The organism is Streptomyces sp. NPDC030995 (genome assembly GCF_055571215.1).
Genome location: NZ_JBVIFS010000016.1, coordinates 23,043 through 36,647, shown reverse-complemented (window position 1 = coordinate 36,647; position 13,605 = coordinate 23,043). Strand labels below are relative to the sequence as shown.

13 protein-coding genes are annotated in these 13,605 nt (G+C 71.3%); 9 read left to right on the top strand and 4 right to left on the bottom strand.

Features of this window, described 5'->3' with window-relative positions; all coding sequences use genetic code 11:
- Window positions 1-112: 112 nt before the first annotated feature.
- The 7 genes from argS to ACZ45T_RS23150 all read left to right on the top strand — a co-directional run bounded on the left by argS (window position 113) and on the right by ACZ45T_RS23150 (window position 8,339).
- Window positions 113-1,873, top strand: a complete 1,761-nt coding sequence (gene argS / locus ACZ45T_RS23180; RefSeq protein ID WP_468444246.1) for an arginine--tRNA ligase — start codon at window positions 113-115, stop codon at window positions 1,871-1,873.
- A 123-nt stretch (window positions 1,874-1,996) separates the two neighbouring features.
- Window positions 1,997-2,524, top strand: a complete 528-nt coding sequence (locus ACZ45T_RS23175) for a hypothetical protein (RefSeq protein ID WP_468444244.1) — start codon at window positions 1,997-1,999, stop codon at window positions 2,522-2,524.
- Window positions 2,525-2,625: 101 nt separating this feature from the next.
- Window positions 2,626-3,462, top strand: a complete 837-nt coding sequence (locus ACZ45T_RS23170) for a DUF4097 family beta strand repeat-containing protein (protein WP_468444242.1) — start codon at window positions 2,626-2,628, stop codon at window positions 3,460-3,462.
- Window positions 3,463-3,778: 316 nt separating this feature from the next.
- On the top strand, window positions 3,779-4,804 hold the full coding sequence (locus ACZ45T_RS23165) for an ATP-binding cassette domain-containing protein (protein WP_468444240.1): 1,026 nt from the start codon (window positions 3,779-3,781) through the stop codon (window positions 4,802-4,804).
- Window positions 4,801-5,640, top strand: a complete 840-nt coding sequence (locus tag ACZ45T_RS23160; protein WP_468444238.1) for an ABC transporter permease — start codon at window positions 4,801-4,803, stop codon at window positions 5,638-5,640. Before ACZ45T_RS23165 ends, ACZ45T_RS23160 begins: the two co-directional genes overlap by 4 nt.
- A 143-nt stretch (window positions 5,641-5,783) precedes the next feature.
- Complete coding sequence (locus tag ACZ45T_RS23155) at window positions 5,784-7,259, top strand: hypothetical protein (RefSeq protein WP_468444236.1); 1,476 nt, start codon at window positions 5,784-5,786, stop codon at window positions 7,257-7,259.
- A gap of 327 nt (window positions 7,260-7,586) precedes the next feature.
- Window positions 7,587-8,339 (top strand): VOC family protein, encoded by a 753-nt coding sequence (locus ACZ45T_RS23150; RefSeq protein WP_468444503.1) that lies wholly within the window; start codon window positions 7,587-7,589, stop codon window positions 8,337-8,339.
- A 128-nt stretch (window positions 8,340-8,467) separates the two neighbouring features.
- Here the strand turns inward: ACZ45T_RS23150 and ACZ45T_RS23145 are convergent, their stop codons facing one another.
- From ACZ45T_RS23145 to ACZ45T_RS23135, 3 genes are read right to left on the bottom strand one after another with little or no spacing between them, the layout of a single operon-like run.
- Window positions 8,468-10,861 (bottom strand): ATP-binding protein, encoded by a 2,394-nt coding sequence (locus ACZ45T_RS23145; RefSeq protein ID WP_468444234.1) that lies wholly within the window; start codon window positions 10,859-10,861, stop codon window positions 8,468-8,470.
- Entirely contained in the window at window positions 10,861-11,262 is a 402-nt protein-coding gene (locus tag ACZ45T_RS23140; protein ID WP_468444232.1) for a hypothetical protein, read from the bottom strand. The genes ACZ45T_RS23145 and ACZ45T_RS23140 overlap by 1 nt, the downstream gene beginning before the upstream one ends.
- A gap of 35 nt (window positions 11,263-11,297) precedes the next feature.
- Complete coding sequence (locus ACZ45T_RS23135) at window positions 11,298-11,666, bottom strand: ATP-binding protein (RefSeq protein WP_468444501.1); 369 nt, start codon at window positions 11,664-11,666, stop codon at window positions 11,298-11,300.
- Between the two features lie 179 nt (window positions 11,667-11,845).
- On the opposite strand from ACZ45T_RS23135, the gene ACZ45T_RS23130 reads away from it, so the two are divergent.
- On the top strand, window positions 11,846-12,631 hold the full coding sequence (locus ACZ45T_RS23130; RefSeq protein ID WP_468444230.1) for a helix-turn-helix domain-containing protein: 786 nt from the start codon (window positions 11,846-11,848) through the stop codon (window positions 12,629-12,631).
- The gene (locus tag ACZ45T_RS23125; RefSeq protein ID WP_468444228.1) at window positions 12,628-12,807 is read left to right on the top strand and encodes a DUF397 domain-containing protein; all 180 of its coding nucleotides are present in this window, start codon (window positions 12,628-12,630) and stop codon (window positions 12,805-12,807) included. Before ACZ45T_RS23130 ends, ACZ45T_RS23125 begins: the two co-directional genes overlap by 4 nt.
- Here ACZ45T_RS23125 and ACZ45T_RS23120 read toward each other — a convergent pair.
- Window positions 12,785-13,549 (bottom strand): TetR/AcrR family transcriptional regulator, encoded by a 765-nt coding sequence (locus tag ACZ45T_RS23120; protein WP_468444226.1) that lies wholly within the window; start codon window positions 13,547-13,549, stop codon window positions 12,785-12,787. The genes ACZ45T_RS23125 and ACZ45T_RS23120 overlap by 23 nt on opposite strands.
- Window positions 13,550-13,605 lie beyond the last annotated feature (56 nt).

Here is a 13,605-nt window from a genome sequence, read left to right as displayed (position 1 = left end):
CGCTCCGCGGTTGTTTTCTCCCGCGAAACGGGTCGCCCCCACGTGGGATACTCGGCACTTGTCGGAACAACCAAGTGCACCCACCGGCACGACCTCACAGGAACGGCAGCTCATGGCCTCGGTCCCTTCCCTCGCTTCTTCCGTCAATCAGCGCGTCGCGGACGCCCTTGCCTCCGCCCTGCCGGAGGCCGGTGGCGCGGACCCGCTGCTGCGACGAAGCGACCGGGCCGACTTCCAGGCCAACGGCATCCTGGCGCTCGCGAAGAAGGCCAAGGCCAACCCGCGCGAGCTGGCGACGACCGTGGTCGAGGGCATTCCCACCGGTGACCTGATCCAGGAGATCGAGGTCTCGGGTCCGGGCTTCCTCAACATCACCATCACCGACAAGGCGATCATCGAGACCCTCGCGGCGCGTGCGGGCGACGACCGTCTCGGCGTCCCGCTCGCCGCGAAGCCGGGCACCACGGTGATCGACTACGCCCAGCCGAACGTCGCCAAGGAGATGCACGTCGGCCACCTCCGCTCCGCCGTGATCGGCGCGGCGATGGTGGAGATCCTGGAGTTCACGGGCGAGAAGGTGGTCCGTCGCCACCACATCGGCGACTGGGGCACCCAGTTCGGCATGCTCATCCAGTACCTGCTGGAGCACCCGCACGAGCTGGACCACAAGTCGGACGAGGAGGTCTCCGGCGAGGAGGCCATGTCCAACCTCAACCGCCTCTACAAGGCCTCGCGCGGGCTCTTCGACTCCGACGAGGAGTTCAAGACGCGGGCCCGGGCCCGGGTGGTGGACCTCCAGGCGGGCGAGCCGGAGACCCTGGCCCTGTGGCAGCGGTTCGTGGACGAGTCGAAGATCTACTTCTACTCCGTCTTCAACAAGCTGGACATGGACATCCAGGACCCCGACGTGGTCGGCGAGTCCGGCTACAACGACATGCTGGTCGAGACCTGCAAGCTGCTGGAGGAGTCGGGCGTCGCCGTCCGCTCCAACGGCGCGCTGTGCGTGTTCTTCGACGACGTCAAGGGCCCGGACGGCAACCCGACCCCGCTGATCGTGCAGAAGTCGGACGGCGGCTTCGGCTACGCGGCCACCGACCTCTCCGCGATCCGCGACCGGGTGGGCAAGCTGGGCGCGACCGAGCTGATCTACGTGGTCGACGCGCGGCAGTCCCTGCACTTCAAGATGGTCTTCGAGACGGCCCGCCGCGCCGGCTGGCTGAACGACGACGTCAAGGCCGTGCAGCTGGCCTTCGGCACCGTACTGGGCAAGGACGGCAAGCCGTTCAAGACCCGTGAGGGCGAGACGGTCCGGCTGGTGGACCTGCTCGACGAGGCCATTGACCGCGCGGCGGCCGTCGTACGGGAGAAGGCCCAGGACCTGTCCGAGGCCGAGATCGCCGAGCGGGCCGTTCAGGTCGGCATCGGCGCGGTGAAGTACGCGGACCTGTCCACCTCCGCCGCGCGCGACTACAAGTTCGACCTGGACCAGATGGTCTCGCTGACGGGTGACACGTCCGTGTACCTCCAGTACGCGTACGCCCGTATCCAGTCCATCCTGCGCAAGGCCGGGGACGCGAAGCCCGCCGCCCACCCGGAGCTGGCCCTCGCGCCGGCCGAGCGCGCGCTGGGTCTGCACCTGGACCACTTCGGTGAGCTGATCGCCGAGGCGGCCGCGGAGCACGCCCCGCACAAGCTGGCGGCGTACCTCTACCAGCTGGCCTCGTTCTACACGACCTTCTACTCGGAGTGCCCGGTCCTCAAGGCGGACACCCCCGAGCAGGTCGAGAACCGCCTGTTCCTGTGCGACCTGACGGCCCGCACCCTCAGCAAGGGCATGTCCCTCCTCGGCATCCGGACCCCCGAGAAGCTCTGACCTACGGCGTTTCCGCGGAAGGCCCCGTCTCCCTCCGGAGGCGGGGCCTTCCGCTGTCCTGCCCCCGCACCCCATGGCGCCACGCAACTTGTTATGGCGCCACTATGGTGCCATCATTGCGCTATGGACCTCACTCCCTACGTTGACAACCTCCGGCACGAACTCGGCGTCGCCGCCGCAGCCGGGGGAGACGAAGCCCGCGCCCTGGCCGAGCGGCTCACCGCCCAGCTCGAGTCGGCTGCCCGGCTCACCCTGCTGAACGCCCTGTCCGACGCGATGGAGGAGGTCACGCGCGACCTGGCCCCGGGCTCGGTCGACGTACGACTGCGGGGGCTCGACCCCGAGTTCGTGGTCACGGCCCCGCCCGCCCCGGACACCTTCGGCGTCGGCGACGCCCCGGCGCCGCCCCCGGCGCCCACACCGCCGGCCCCGGTGGACGTCGAAGACGGCGCCACCTCGCGCATCAACTTCCGTCCGCCCGCCCAGCTCAAGGTCCGGGTCGAGGAGGCCGCGAACCGCGAAGGGCTCTCGGTCAACGCCTGGCTGGTCCGGGCCGTCGCCGCCGCCCTGGAACCCGCGGCGGACCGCGGCACGGGCAGCCCGGGCCGGACGCCCTCGGCCGGCCAGGGATTCACCGGCTGGGTGCGCTAGCGCCACCCCGCACTGCTCACGTACTCCCAGCCCAGCAGCCCAGCAGCCGAAGCAGCCAACCGACAGCAGCCGACACAAACCAGCCAAAGGACGGCTCAGCCATGCCTACTTTCGACACCCCCGAGCACCTCTCCGCCACCCTCGAATTCGACATCGGGAAGGTCCGGATCATCGCGGGCAAGCGCACCGACACCGTGGTCGAGGTGAAGCCGAGCGACCCCGGCAACAAGCAGGACGTACAGGCCGCCGAAGACACCAAGGTCAGCTGCACGGGCGGGGAGCTCGTGGTCAAGGGCCCCAGGAAGCGCTCGCTCTTCGGCAAGATCGGCTCGGTCGACGTGACCGTCGAGCTGCCCGCGGGCTCGGACCTGACCGGCAGCACGGGCCTCGGCGACTTCATCGGCGAGGGGCGGTTCGGGAACTGCCGCCTGACGACGGCGTGCGGAGACATCCAGTTGGAGGAGGCCGCGGCCGTACGGCTGAAGACCTCGCTCGGAGACGTCCTCGTGGACCGCACGACGGGCGGGGTCGAGATCCAGGGCTCGGGGCGGGTGCGGGTCGGCCGGGCCGACGGCACGGCCACCATCAAGAACCTCAACGGCGAGACCGCGATCGGGGAGATCCGCGGGGAGCTGAAGGTGAGCTCGTCCAACGGGCCCATCAGCGTCCTGCACGCGGCCTCCTCCGTCACGGCCAAGTCCGCGAACGGCGCCATCCGGCTCGCCGAGGTGGTGCGCGGGCGGATCGCCCTGGACACCGCGGCGGGAGGGCTTGAGATCGGGATCGCCGAGGGGTCCGCGGCCTGGCTGGACGTGCGGTCCACCGCGGGGCGTGTGCGCAATGAGCTCGGCGCGGCGGAGGGGCCCCAGGGCTCCGAGGAGACGGTCGAGGTCCGAGGCCGGACCAGCGTCGGCGACATCGTGATCCGCCGGGCCTGAGCCACCCGCCGGCCCGCGAAGGCGGCCACCCACCCGCAAGATGGCACCACTCTGGCGCCCCCGTACCGGTCCTTGGCCGTACGGGGGCGCCTTTGCGTTACCTGCGATCCATGCAGGCCAGACGGGGTATGGCCTCACGAACCAAAGATATGGCGCCACTTCGGCTCGCCATGGCGCCATCGATGTGCCATCATGGTGATGCAAGCACGGCACGGAACGAGCGCGTTGCGCCAGTCTTGCGCCATCCCTGCGCCACGGCCGGCTCACCGGCCATCCCCGTCCGCCCCGGACTCCCGAAGAGAAGGGCCCGCCCACCATGAACCCCGCGACCACGGCAACGACGACAGCGGCCACCGCCACGCGCTCAGCCGCGATCTCCGCGATCGGCCTGCGCAAGTCGTACGGCGACAAGGTGGTGCTCGACGGCATCGACCTGCGGATCCCCGAGGGCACGATCTTCGCCCTGCTCGGCCCGAACGGCGCCGGCAAGACCACCACCGTGGAGATCCTCTCCACGCTGATCGGCGCCGACGGGGGCGAGGCTCGGATCGCGGGCCACGACGTGGCCGCCGACGCCGACGCGGTGCGCCGACAGATCGGCGTCACCGGACAGTTCGCCGCCGTCGACGGGCTGCTCACCGCCGAGGAGAACCTGCTCCTCATGGCCGACCTGCACCACCTGGGCAAGCGCGAGGGCCGCCGCCGCGCCGCCGACCTCCTGGAGCGGTTCGAGCTGACGGAGGCGGCCCGCAAGAACGTCGCCACCTTCTCCGGCGGCATGCGCCGCAAGCTCGACCTGGCGATGACCCTGGTCGGCCGGCCGCGGATCATCTTCCTCGACGAGCCGACCACCGGCCTCGACCCGCGCAGCCGCCGCGTCATGTGGGAGCTCATCCGGGACCTGGTCAAGGACCAGGGCGTGACCATCTTCCTCACCACGCAGTACCTGGAGGAGGCCGACCAACTCGCCGACCGCATCGCGGTCCTGGACCACGGCAAGCTGATCGCCGAGGGCACCGCCGACGAGCTCAAGCGCAGGATCCCCGGCGGTCATGTCCGCCTCCGGTTCGCCGACGAGGCGCAACTCGCCACGGCGGCCGAGTCCTTCGGCGTCGCCACCCGCGACGACGAGTCGCTCACCCTGCAGGTCCCCAGCGACGGCTCCATCGCCGATCTCCGTGCCGTGCTCGACGTCCTCGACAGCACCGGGCTGCAGGCCGAGTCGCTCACCGTGCACACCCCCGACCTCGACGACGTCTTCCTCACCCTCACCGGCCGGCAGAACGCCCCCGCCGCCACCTCCGCCACCTCCGCGACCGCGCAGAAGGAGTCGAACCGATGAGCACCGCCACCCTCACCCCGGCCAAGCCCGCCAAGCCCGCCAAGCCCGCCGCGCGGACCCGCTCGTACGCCCTGCGCGATTCGATGACGATGCTGCGCCGCAACCTCAAGCACATGCTGCGCTACCCGTCGATGACGGTCATGATCGTCATGATGCCGATCGTGATGCTGCTGCTGTTCGTGTACGTCTTCGGCGGCGCGCTCGGCACCGGCATCGGGGGCGCCGGTCGCAGCGACTACACCAACTACGTGGTGCCCGGCATCATCATGATGGCCGTGACCTCCGGCGCCATCACGACCGCCATCTCCGTCTGCACCGACATGACGGAAGGCATCGTCAACCGCTTCCGTACGATGTCGATCTCGCGCGGGTCCATCCTCACGGGCCATGTCTTCGGCAGCGTCGTCCAGGCCGCGGTGATCCTCGTCCTGATCACCGGAGCCTCCTTCGCGGTGGGCTTCCGTCCCGACGCCTCGCCCGTCGAGTGGATCGCCGCCATCGGTCTGCTGCTCTTCCTGTCCTTCGGCCTGAGCTGGGTGACCGCCGCGATGGGCCTGGGTTCCAAGACCATCGAGGCCGCGTCCAACGCCCCGATGCCGCTGACCTTCCTGCCCTTCCTCGGCAGCGCGGTCGTCACCCCGGAGTCCATGCCGACCGCGCTGCGCTGGTTCGCCGAGTACCAGCCCTTCACCCCGATCAACGAGACCCTGCGCGGGCTGCTGCTCGGCACCCCGATCGGCAACGACGGCTGGATCGCCCTCGCCTGGTGCGCGGGGCTCAGCCTGGTCGGCTACCTGTGGTCGCGCGCCGTCTTCAACCGTGAGGTCACGCGCTGACCGCAACTCGGTCACGTCGGCACATAGCGCACGGCCCCGGCAACCACCGCCGGGGCCGTTGGCATTTCGTGATCTCCCAGGCCTACACAATCCCGCCAACCCCATTAATCTGATCACGTTCAAAAACCATGTGGGGGATACAAGTGAACAAGAACAAGAGCAAGATCAAGCGCATTGCCGCCGTGGCCGCGGTCGCCGTGGCCGGTCCGACGGTCCTGATGAGCTCGCCCGCGATGGCGGCGGACCAGCCGGCCGTGATCGTTCCGGACGTGGAGCCGAAGGACGACGCCACCGGCCCCGCCACGCCGGCTCCGGCACCGGAGGCGCCGACCACGCCGACCGCGCCGACCACCCCGGCTCCCGTCGTCGAGACGCCCGCACCCGCGCCGACGACGCCGACGGCACCCGCCGACCAGCCGGCGAAGGACACCAAGCCCGCCGAGGACACGAAGGACGCCCAGTCCGACGGGATCCTCATGGGCCCCGAGGTCACGGTGGCCGGCATCCCGAAGGACGGCTTCAAGGCCGACGGCAGCTGGACCCCGCTGAAGGTCACGGTCGACAACTCCGGCCACATCGCCGTACCCAACTACACGCCCAACGTGACCGTGTTCGACGAGAAGGACCGGTTCAAGCCCTCGCAGATCAAGGTCGAGTGGCGGGCCGCCGACGGGTCCTGGAAGCCGGCCACCCTCGAACAGAGCGTGGAGCTCGGCCCCGGCCTCCAGTACGGCCTCGGGACCACCCCGAACGTCGCCAAGGGCACGTCCTACACCGTGGACGTCCGCATCAGCTTCGCCGCGGACAGCCCGGTGGTGGCCTTCGACCTGACCTCGGACGGCAAGAGCCGGGTCGGCGGCGACACCAACCACTCCCCCACCACCTGGTACAACACCCGGATCGCGGGCGCGACCGGCGAAGGCCCCGAGGACCCCTTCATCGAGGGCCCCGCGCTGACGGTGAACGGCGTACCGGAGACCGTCAAGGCGGGCGGCGACTGGACCAACCTGTCGATCCGCGTGGACAACTCCGGGAAGAAGGCCCTGGACGGATTCGACGTGGGCCTGTCCCTGTCCCGCCCCGACTGGGTCCAGATGAAGGGCTCCCAGATCAAGGTCGAGGTCCTGAGCAAGGACAAGGACGGCAACGCCGGCTGGCACGATGCCGAGCTCCGGTCCGAGGAAGAGGGCTACTTCTTCGGAGCAGCCCTCGCCGGCGGCCCGGTCTCCGCCGGTCAGAGCTTCGACATCCAGGTCCGCGTCCGCCTTTCGGCCGACGCCCCGGTCGGCGCCCTCAGCCTCTTCGCCTGGGGCTCCTCCCAGACCGGTCCGGAGACCCCGAAGCCGTGGGCGCACTCGCGCTCCCAGGGCCGCCTGACGGAGATCGTCGCCGCCGACCCGAGCACCGGCGGCAACGGCAACCAGCCGAGCCCGAACGGCGGCTCCAAGCCGGTCGACACCACCACCGGCACCGGAACCGGCACCGCTACCGGCGGCGAACTCGCCGCCACCGGCGCCGACGCGGCCACCACCTGGGCCCTCGGCGGCGCGGGCGTGGCCCTCGCCATGGGCGCCGCCCTGGTCGCGGGCAACGGCCGTCGCCGCCGCACCACCGCCTGAGCCACCACCTCGGCCGTGAGGGGGCCCACAGGGAATGTTCTCCCTGTGGGCCCCCTCCTTTTGGGCATGAAGCCCACACAGTCCAGACCGCCCACACAGCCCATGCAGCCCACCACCCGCCGCCGCACCGGAATCGCCCTGACCGCCGGGCCTCGCGGGGCCTTCGGCTGGGCCGCCGGCCTGCTCGCCCGCACACCCGAACGGCCCGATTCGGTCCGTACAGCCCGGGTAGGGGACGGCCCGTCCTTCCCCCACCCACCACCGGAGACCTCCGTGCCCGACAAGAACGGCCCCTACAAGCCCGGCACCCCGTGCTGGATCGACCTGATGGTCCCCGACCAGCAGGCGGCCCTCGACTTCTACTGCGGCCTCTTCGGCTGGCAGGGCGAGATCGGCCCGCCCGAGCAGGGCGGCTACTCCGTCTGCACCCTCAAGGGCAAGCCGGTCGCCGGGATCATGAAGGCGATGAACCCGGACGGCACCATCCCCGACCCGATGCCGCCGACCGTGTGGACGACGTACCTGTCCACCGACGGCATCGACTCCACCCTCAAGTCCGTCACCGCCGAGCGCGGCCAGGTCGTGATGGGCCCGATGGACGTCATGGAGCTCGGCCGGATGGCCGTCGCCGCCGACCCCACCGGCGCCTTCTTCGGCCTGTGGGAGCCGGGCACCTTCGCCGGGGCGGGCATCGTCAACGAGCACGGCGCGGTGATCTGGAACGAGCTCAGCACGGGCGACCCCGACGCCGCGGGCGCGTTCTACTCCGCCGTCCTGCCGATGACGCCGGCCGCCGCCAAGTCGGAAGGCGGCCCGAAGTACACGGAGTTCAAGGTGGGCGGCCGCTCGGTGGCCGGGATGATGGGCCTGGACAGCCTCCCGCCGGGCACGCCCCCGAACTGGATGCCGTACTTCCACACCGACGACCTGGACGGCACCCTGGCGTCGGCCACCAAGGCCGGCGCCCAGGTCAAGGCCCCCGTGTTCGACACCCCGGTGGGCCGCATGGCCGTCCTGGCCGACCCGCAGGGCGCCCCCTTCGCCGTGATCAAGGTCAACGAACCGGAGCAGCCCGCCTGACGCGTCCCGCGCCGGTCAGCGGAGGTCGCACCACTCCGCCTTGCCCGGCGCCCGGGCCAGCACGCCCCGGGCGTCGGCAAGGCCGGCCGCCGACGTGAGCCACGCCCGGGCGGCGACCCGCCTCGCCCTCACCTCTTCCGGCGCCACCAGCCGCGGGGCCGCCGCGCCTCCTGGCGCACGGTCGCGGCCTCCTTCCTGCACTCCGCCTCCTGCTCCGCGTGGCCGAGCGTGGCGAAGGCCTCCGCAGCCCGCTCGAAAGCCTCTTCGGCCTCCGTCAACCGGCCCAGCACGGTCAGGGTGTACGCCAGTGCCCGCACCGCCCCGGCCTGGCTCGGGCGGTCCCCCGCACCGGCCAGGAGGGCACATGCCCGCTCGTGCGCCTCCAGCGCCTGCGCCGGCCGCCCCTCCTGCAGGTGGAACAGGCCCAGGTTGATCAGCACCAGGCCTTCGCCGCGCCGGTCACCAACCGCCCTGAAGAGGTCCAGCGCCTCCTCGAAACGGGCCCGCACTTCGTCCGGCGGCCCGGTGGACAGCAGCGAGGTCGCGATCTCGTTCAGCGTCCACGCCACTCGTGCCCGGTTGCCCAGCTCCCTCACGATGGCGAGTGCCTCTTCCCGTACGGCGAGGGACTCCTCACGCTGCCCCGCCCGCCAGAGCGCCTCACCGAGATCGCGCAGCCCGGAAGCCTCGCGGTGCCGGTCGCCCATCTCCCGCATGACGGCGACACCCTGCCGGTGCATGACGATCGCCTCGTCCAGCCGTCCCAGGTGCTGGAGGTCGAGGGCCAAGCCTGCCAGCACCGTGGCCTCCGCATGCCGGATCCCCAGCTCACGGAAGATGTCCAGCGCCCCTTCGTGAGCCTGCCGCGCCTCCTCGAAACGGCGCGCGGCACTGTACGAGCTGCCGAGCAGGTTCAGCGCCCTGGCCTCGCCCTCCCTGAGGGAGGTCTCGCGGAACAGGGTGAGGGCCTCCGTCAGCCGGTCGGTGGCTTCCGCCCACTGCTCCGCCTGGCAGAGTGCGCTGCCGAGGTCGCACAACACGACACCCAAGTCGCCGGGACCGACCGTCGTGCGCACGGCCGCGAGCACGTGGCGCGCCATCAGCAGGCGTTCCTGCACGTGCCCGTAGATCCCCAGGTAGGGGTCCAGGAGGTCGGCCAGTTCCACGGCGGTTCCCAGCCGGCCGGTGTCGGCGGCGAAACCCACGGCGGCGACCAGCAGCGGACGCTCCGTGTCGAGCCAGTCCAGCGCCTGCGCCATGGAAGGCAGGCCCGGCCCGCTGCCGCGCCGGCTGCTCACGCCCAGGACCGCCTGGGTCAACTCCACGTCGGAGCACAGGCTCGCCAGGAAGGTGTCGGTCACCTCCTCCCGCCCGTCCTCCTCGGCGCACTCCTCGCCCCGTTCCAGCGCGTACAGCCGGACCAGGTCGTGCATCCGCCAGCGCCCCGAACCGACGGGCTGCTCGGTCAGCAGGCTGGCCCGTACGAGCGCGGCCAGCTTGGGCCGTACGCCCTCGCCCTCGTCCGTGAGCAGGCCCGCGTACTCGGTGCGGCAGTCCGGGCCGGGGTTCACCGTCAGCAGCCGGAAGATCCGCGCCTGGTCCGCGGGCAGCCGCGCGTACGAGAGGTCGAAGGCGGCCCGCACCCCCACCGGCACCCCGCCCTCCTCGTCGAAGGTCAGCGCCTCCAGCCGGTTCCGGGCCTCGGCCAGCTGCCCCGCCAACTCCCCTGCCGGGAGCCCCGGATCGCCCGCCAGCAGAGCTCCCGCCACCGTCAGGGCCAGCGGCAGCCGCCCGCACCGCTGCGCGATCTCGGTCAGCGCGCCCGGCTCCCGCGCGGGCCGGGGATCGTCCGGCCACGCGCGCAGCAAAGTGTCCGCGAGGAGCTCGGCCGCGGGCTCCGCAGCCAGCTCGTCCAGCGGGAGCACCCGCCCCGCAAACCCGGGCGCCACGAGCCGGTGCCGCGAGGTCACGAACAGCCGGTGCGTGCCCGCGGCCGGTACGAGGTCCCGCACCTGCGCGACCGAACCCGCGTCGTCGGCCACGATCAGCACGCGCTGCCCCGCCTGCGCGAAGGCCGCCAGCTTCGCCCGGTACAGCGCCACCCGGCCCTCGGGCGACTCCGGCATGTCGGTGTCCCGGACGCCCAGGTGGCGCAGCATCTCCTGGACCGCCTGCGGTCCGCTCACCCCGCCGTCGGGGGCGTAGCCGCGCAGCGAGAGGAAGAACACCCGGTCGCCGAACCACCCCAGTTCCACGGCCCGGTGGGCCGTGGACACCGCCAGCGCGCTCTTGCCGACGCCCGCCAGCCCGGCCACCACGGCGACCGGCGACCCGCCCTCCGCGAGCAGCGCCACCAGTTCCTTGACCGGTCCGTCGCGCCCGACCAAGGCGGCGGGCGCGTCGGGCAGGCCGAGCAGCGCCCGGGGCGCGGGCCCGGCGCCGGCGCCGTAGGTGATCTGGTCCCCGGCGACCTGGGTGATCCGCGCGTTCCCCTCGGCCCGCGCCCACTGCTCGGTGGCCACTAGGACGCGCCGCCCGGCTCACCGCCGCCGCTACCCTCGCCCGCGCCGCTGCCGCTGGTCTGCTGCACCCTGGAGTCGCCGTCGGCCCGCGCCCACTGGTCCAGCAGGCCGGGGGCGGGGGATCCGCCGGACTGGGTGATCTGCCCGGTCCCGGAGGCGCGGGCCCGCTGCCGTACGACGGTCTGGCCGTCACCGGCGCCCGGCCCGCTGCTCGCCCACCAGGCTCCGGCCAGCCCGAAGGCCGCGGCCATGGCCCCGCCGAAACCGGCGGCGGCCGCCACCTTGTCCGAGTCCTTGTCCGGCAACCAGCCGAAGGGGTCCACCTCGCCCAGCTTGAAGCTGAGCAGGAACACGATCGCCGTGCCCCCGATGACGACAGCCCACCGCAACGGACGTGACACTGGCCCCCCTTGACGGATCCTCCGAACCTCCGAAGCTAGCAGCCACCCCCGCGGAACTCGCACCAGACCACCTTGCCCGGCGCCCGGGGCAGCACCCCCCAGTCGTCGGCGAGACCGGCCACGAGCGTGAGCCCCCGCCCGTGCGGCTGCCCGGTCAGCCGCGACAGCCCGGGCCCGCTGTCGTGGACCTCGACGCGGACGGTCCCGTCGAAGGTGAGCAGCCGGAGCAGGTAGCCGCGCCCGCGGGGGACCCCGTACCGCAGCGCGTTGGTCGCCAGCTCGCTCACGCAGAGCAACACGTCGTCCTGGCGGGAGGGTCTCCCCCAGGCGTGCAAGGTGTCACGTGTGAACTGGCGTGCAGCTGCGACGGTTTGCGGTGAGCGCAGGTAGAGGCGGTCCTGCACGAGGGCGGGTTGAGTATGCAGATTCACCCGCCGATCGTCGCGTTACGTGACTAGCGTGTGGCTGAGCGCCAACCCGTACTCATTGATGAGTACGGGTTGGCACGGGGTAAGACCTGTCCACAGGCGGGGAGTTCATCGTCATGCCACCGAGGAAGCGCACACGGCCCAATGCGACGACCATGAAGATGGTCGGTGCGCAGGTGGCCTCAGCCCGAACCGCCAAGAACCTGACGCAGAAGCAACTCGGAGAACTGGTCCGGCTGGACGAGGAGACCATCGCGTCAATCGAGCAGGGCCGCCGCAGCCTGATGCCGAATGTCGCGGAGCTGATGGACCAGGCACTGGGACTGCCCGGCCTCCTCACCGTGGCGGCGCACAAGATGCCGCAGATCGATGTGATCCCACCGTGGGCGGAGCCACTGATCAACCTGGAGCAGAAGGCCGCCACCCTGTCCTCGTACCAGAATCAGGTTGTACCGGGTCTACTCCAGACCGAGTCGTACGCAGAGGCGGTCTTCCGCAGCCGCGCACCGATCTATACCGACGGCGAGGTCGCGGACCAGACGAGGGCCCGCCTCGACCGCCAGACCGCACTGCGGCGCGAGAAGCCGATGTGCGCCAGCTTCGTCATCTGGGAGCCCGTCCTCCTGTGTCCGATCGGCGGCCGGAAGGTCCTCCGGGAACAGTTCCGACACCTGCTCGCCTGCTCCGAGCTGACCGGCGTATCCATCCAGATCCTGCCGCTGGACCGCCCCAGCCATCCCGCCCTGGACGGCCCGTTCGTCCTGCTGGAGACCCCGGAGCACCAGCACATCGCGTACCTCGAAACGCAACGCGGCAGCCTGGTCGTCTCCGACCTCGACGAGGTCAGCATCCTCTCCATGAAGTATGCGATGCTGCGGACCCAGGCCCTCAACCCCGAGGAAACCAGGGACCTGTTGAAACGGCTGCTAGGAGATCCATGAGCACCGAACTCACGTGGTTCAAGTCCAGCTACAGCGGCAGCGAGGGCGGCGACTGCCTGGAAGTGGCCACCGGCACGACCCAGGTCCACGTCCGGGACTCCAAGGTCACGGACGGCCCGACCCTCGCCCTCACACCCACCGCCTGGGCCGCCCTTACGGCGTGGACCGCTCGCTGATCAGCTCGGCCAGGCCGTCCAGCAGGCGGCCCAGGCCGAAGCGGAATTGAAAGTCCGGCTCATCCGACCCGGCAAACGCGTCGGACTCCAGCAGCCGCGTCACCGCCGGGTGGCTGTCCGGGCCGGTCAGTAGCCGCAGCGTGCGCACGTACTGGCCCACCACCTGGTCCGGCGCGACGCCGGCCTTCACGATGGCGTCCATCATGTCGGCGGCCATGGTGGCCTCGTTCCGTACCAGCCCGCCCACCAGGATGATCGCGGAGAGCTTCTCGCTCTCCTTCAGGCCGGTGTCCGCCAGCGCCGCGAGCCCGCGTTCCATCCACGCCAGCTGGTTCGGGCTGACCGGGGCCCCGGTGATCGGGATGCGCAGGATCCAGCTGTTGGCCATCAGGACGGCCCGCTGCGCGTAGGCCCACTCCGACAGGAGCTCCCGCCAGCCGCGTTCCGCCCCGCCGGGAGGCAACTCAGGCGGGCAGCCGACACCCGCGTCCGCCATCAGGATGAACAGCTCTTCCTTCGCCGCGACGTACCGGTAGAGGGACATCGTCGAGACGCCCAGTTCCTTGGCCACCCGGCCCATGGAGACGGCGTCCACGCCCTCACCTGCGGCGAGCGCCACCGCCGTGTCCACGATCCGCGGGAGGGTGAGCGTGGGGCGCGGGCCCTTGCCGGCTCGTTCGCGCAGGCCCCAGGCCATTTCCAGGCTCGCCGGGAGTCCCGTACCGCTGTCCGTGTCGTCCATCTCCGTCCCTCCCTCCTCCGCTACGTGATTGACCCACATCCTAGTTCTGTGTATTA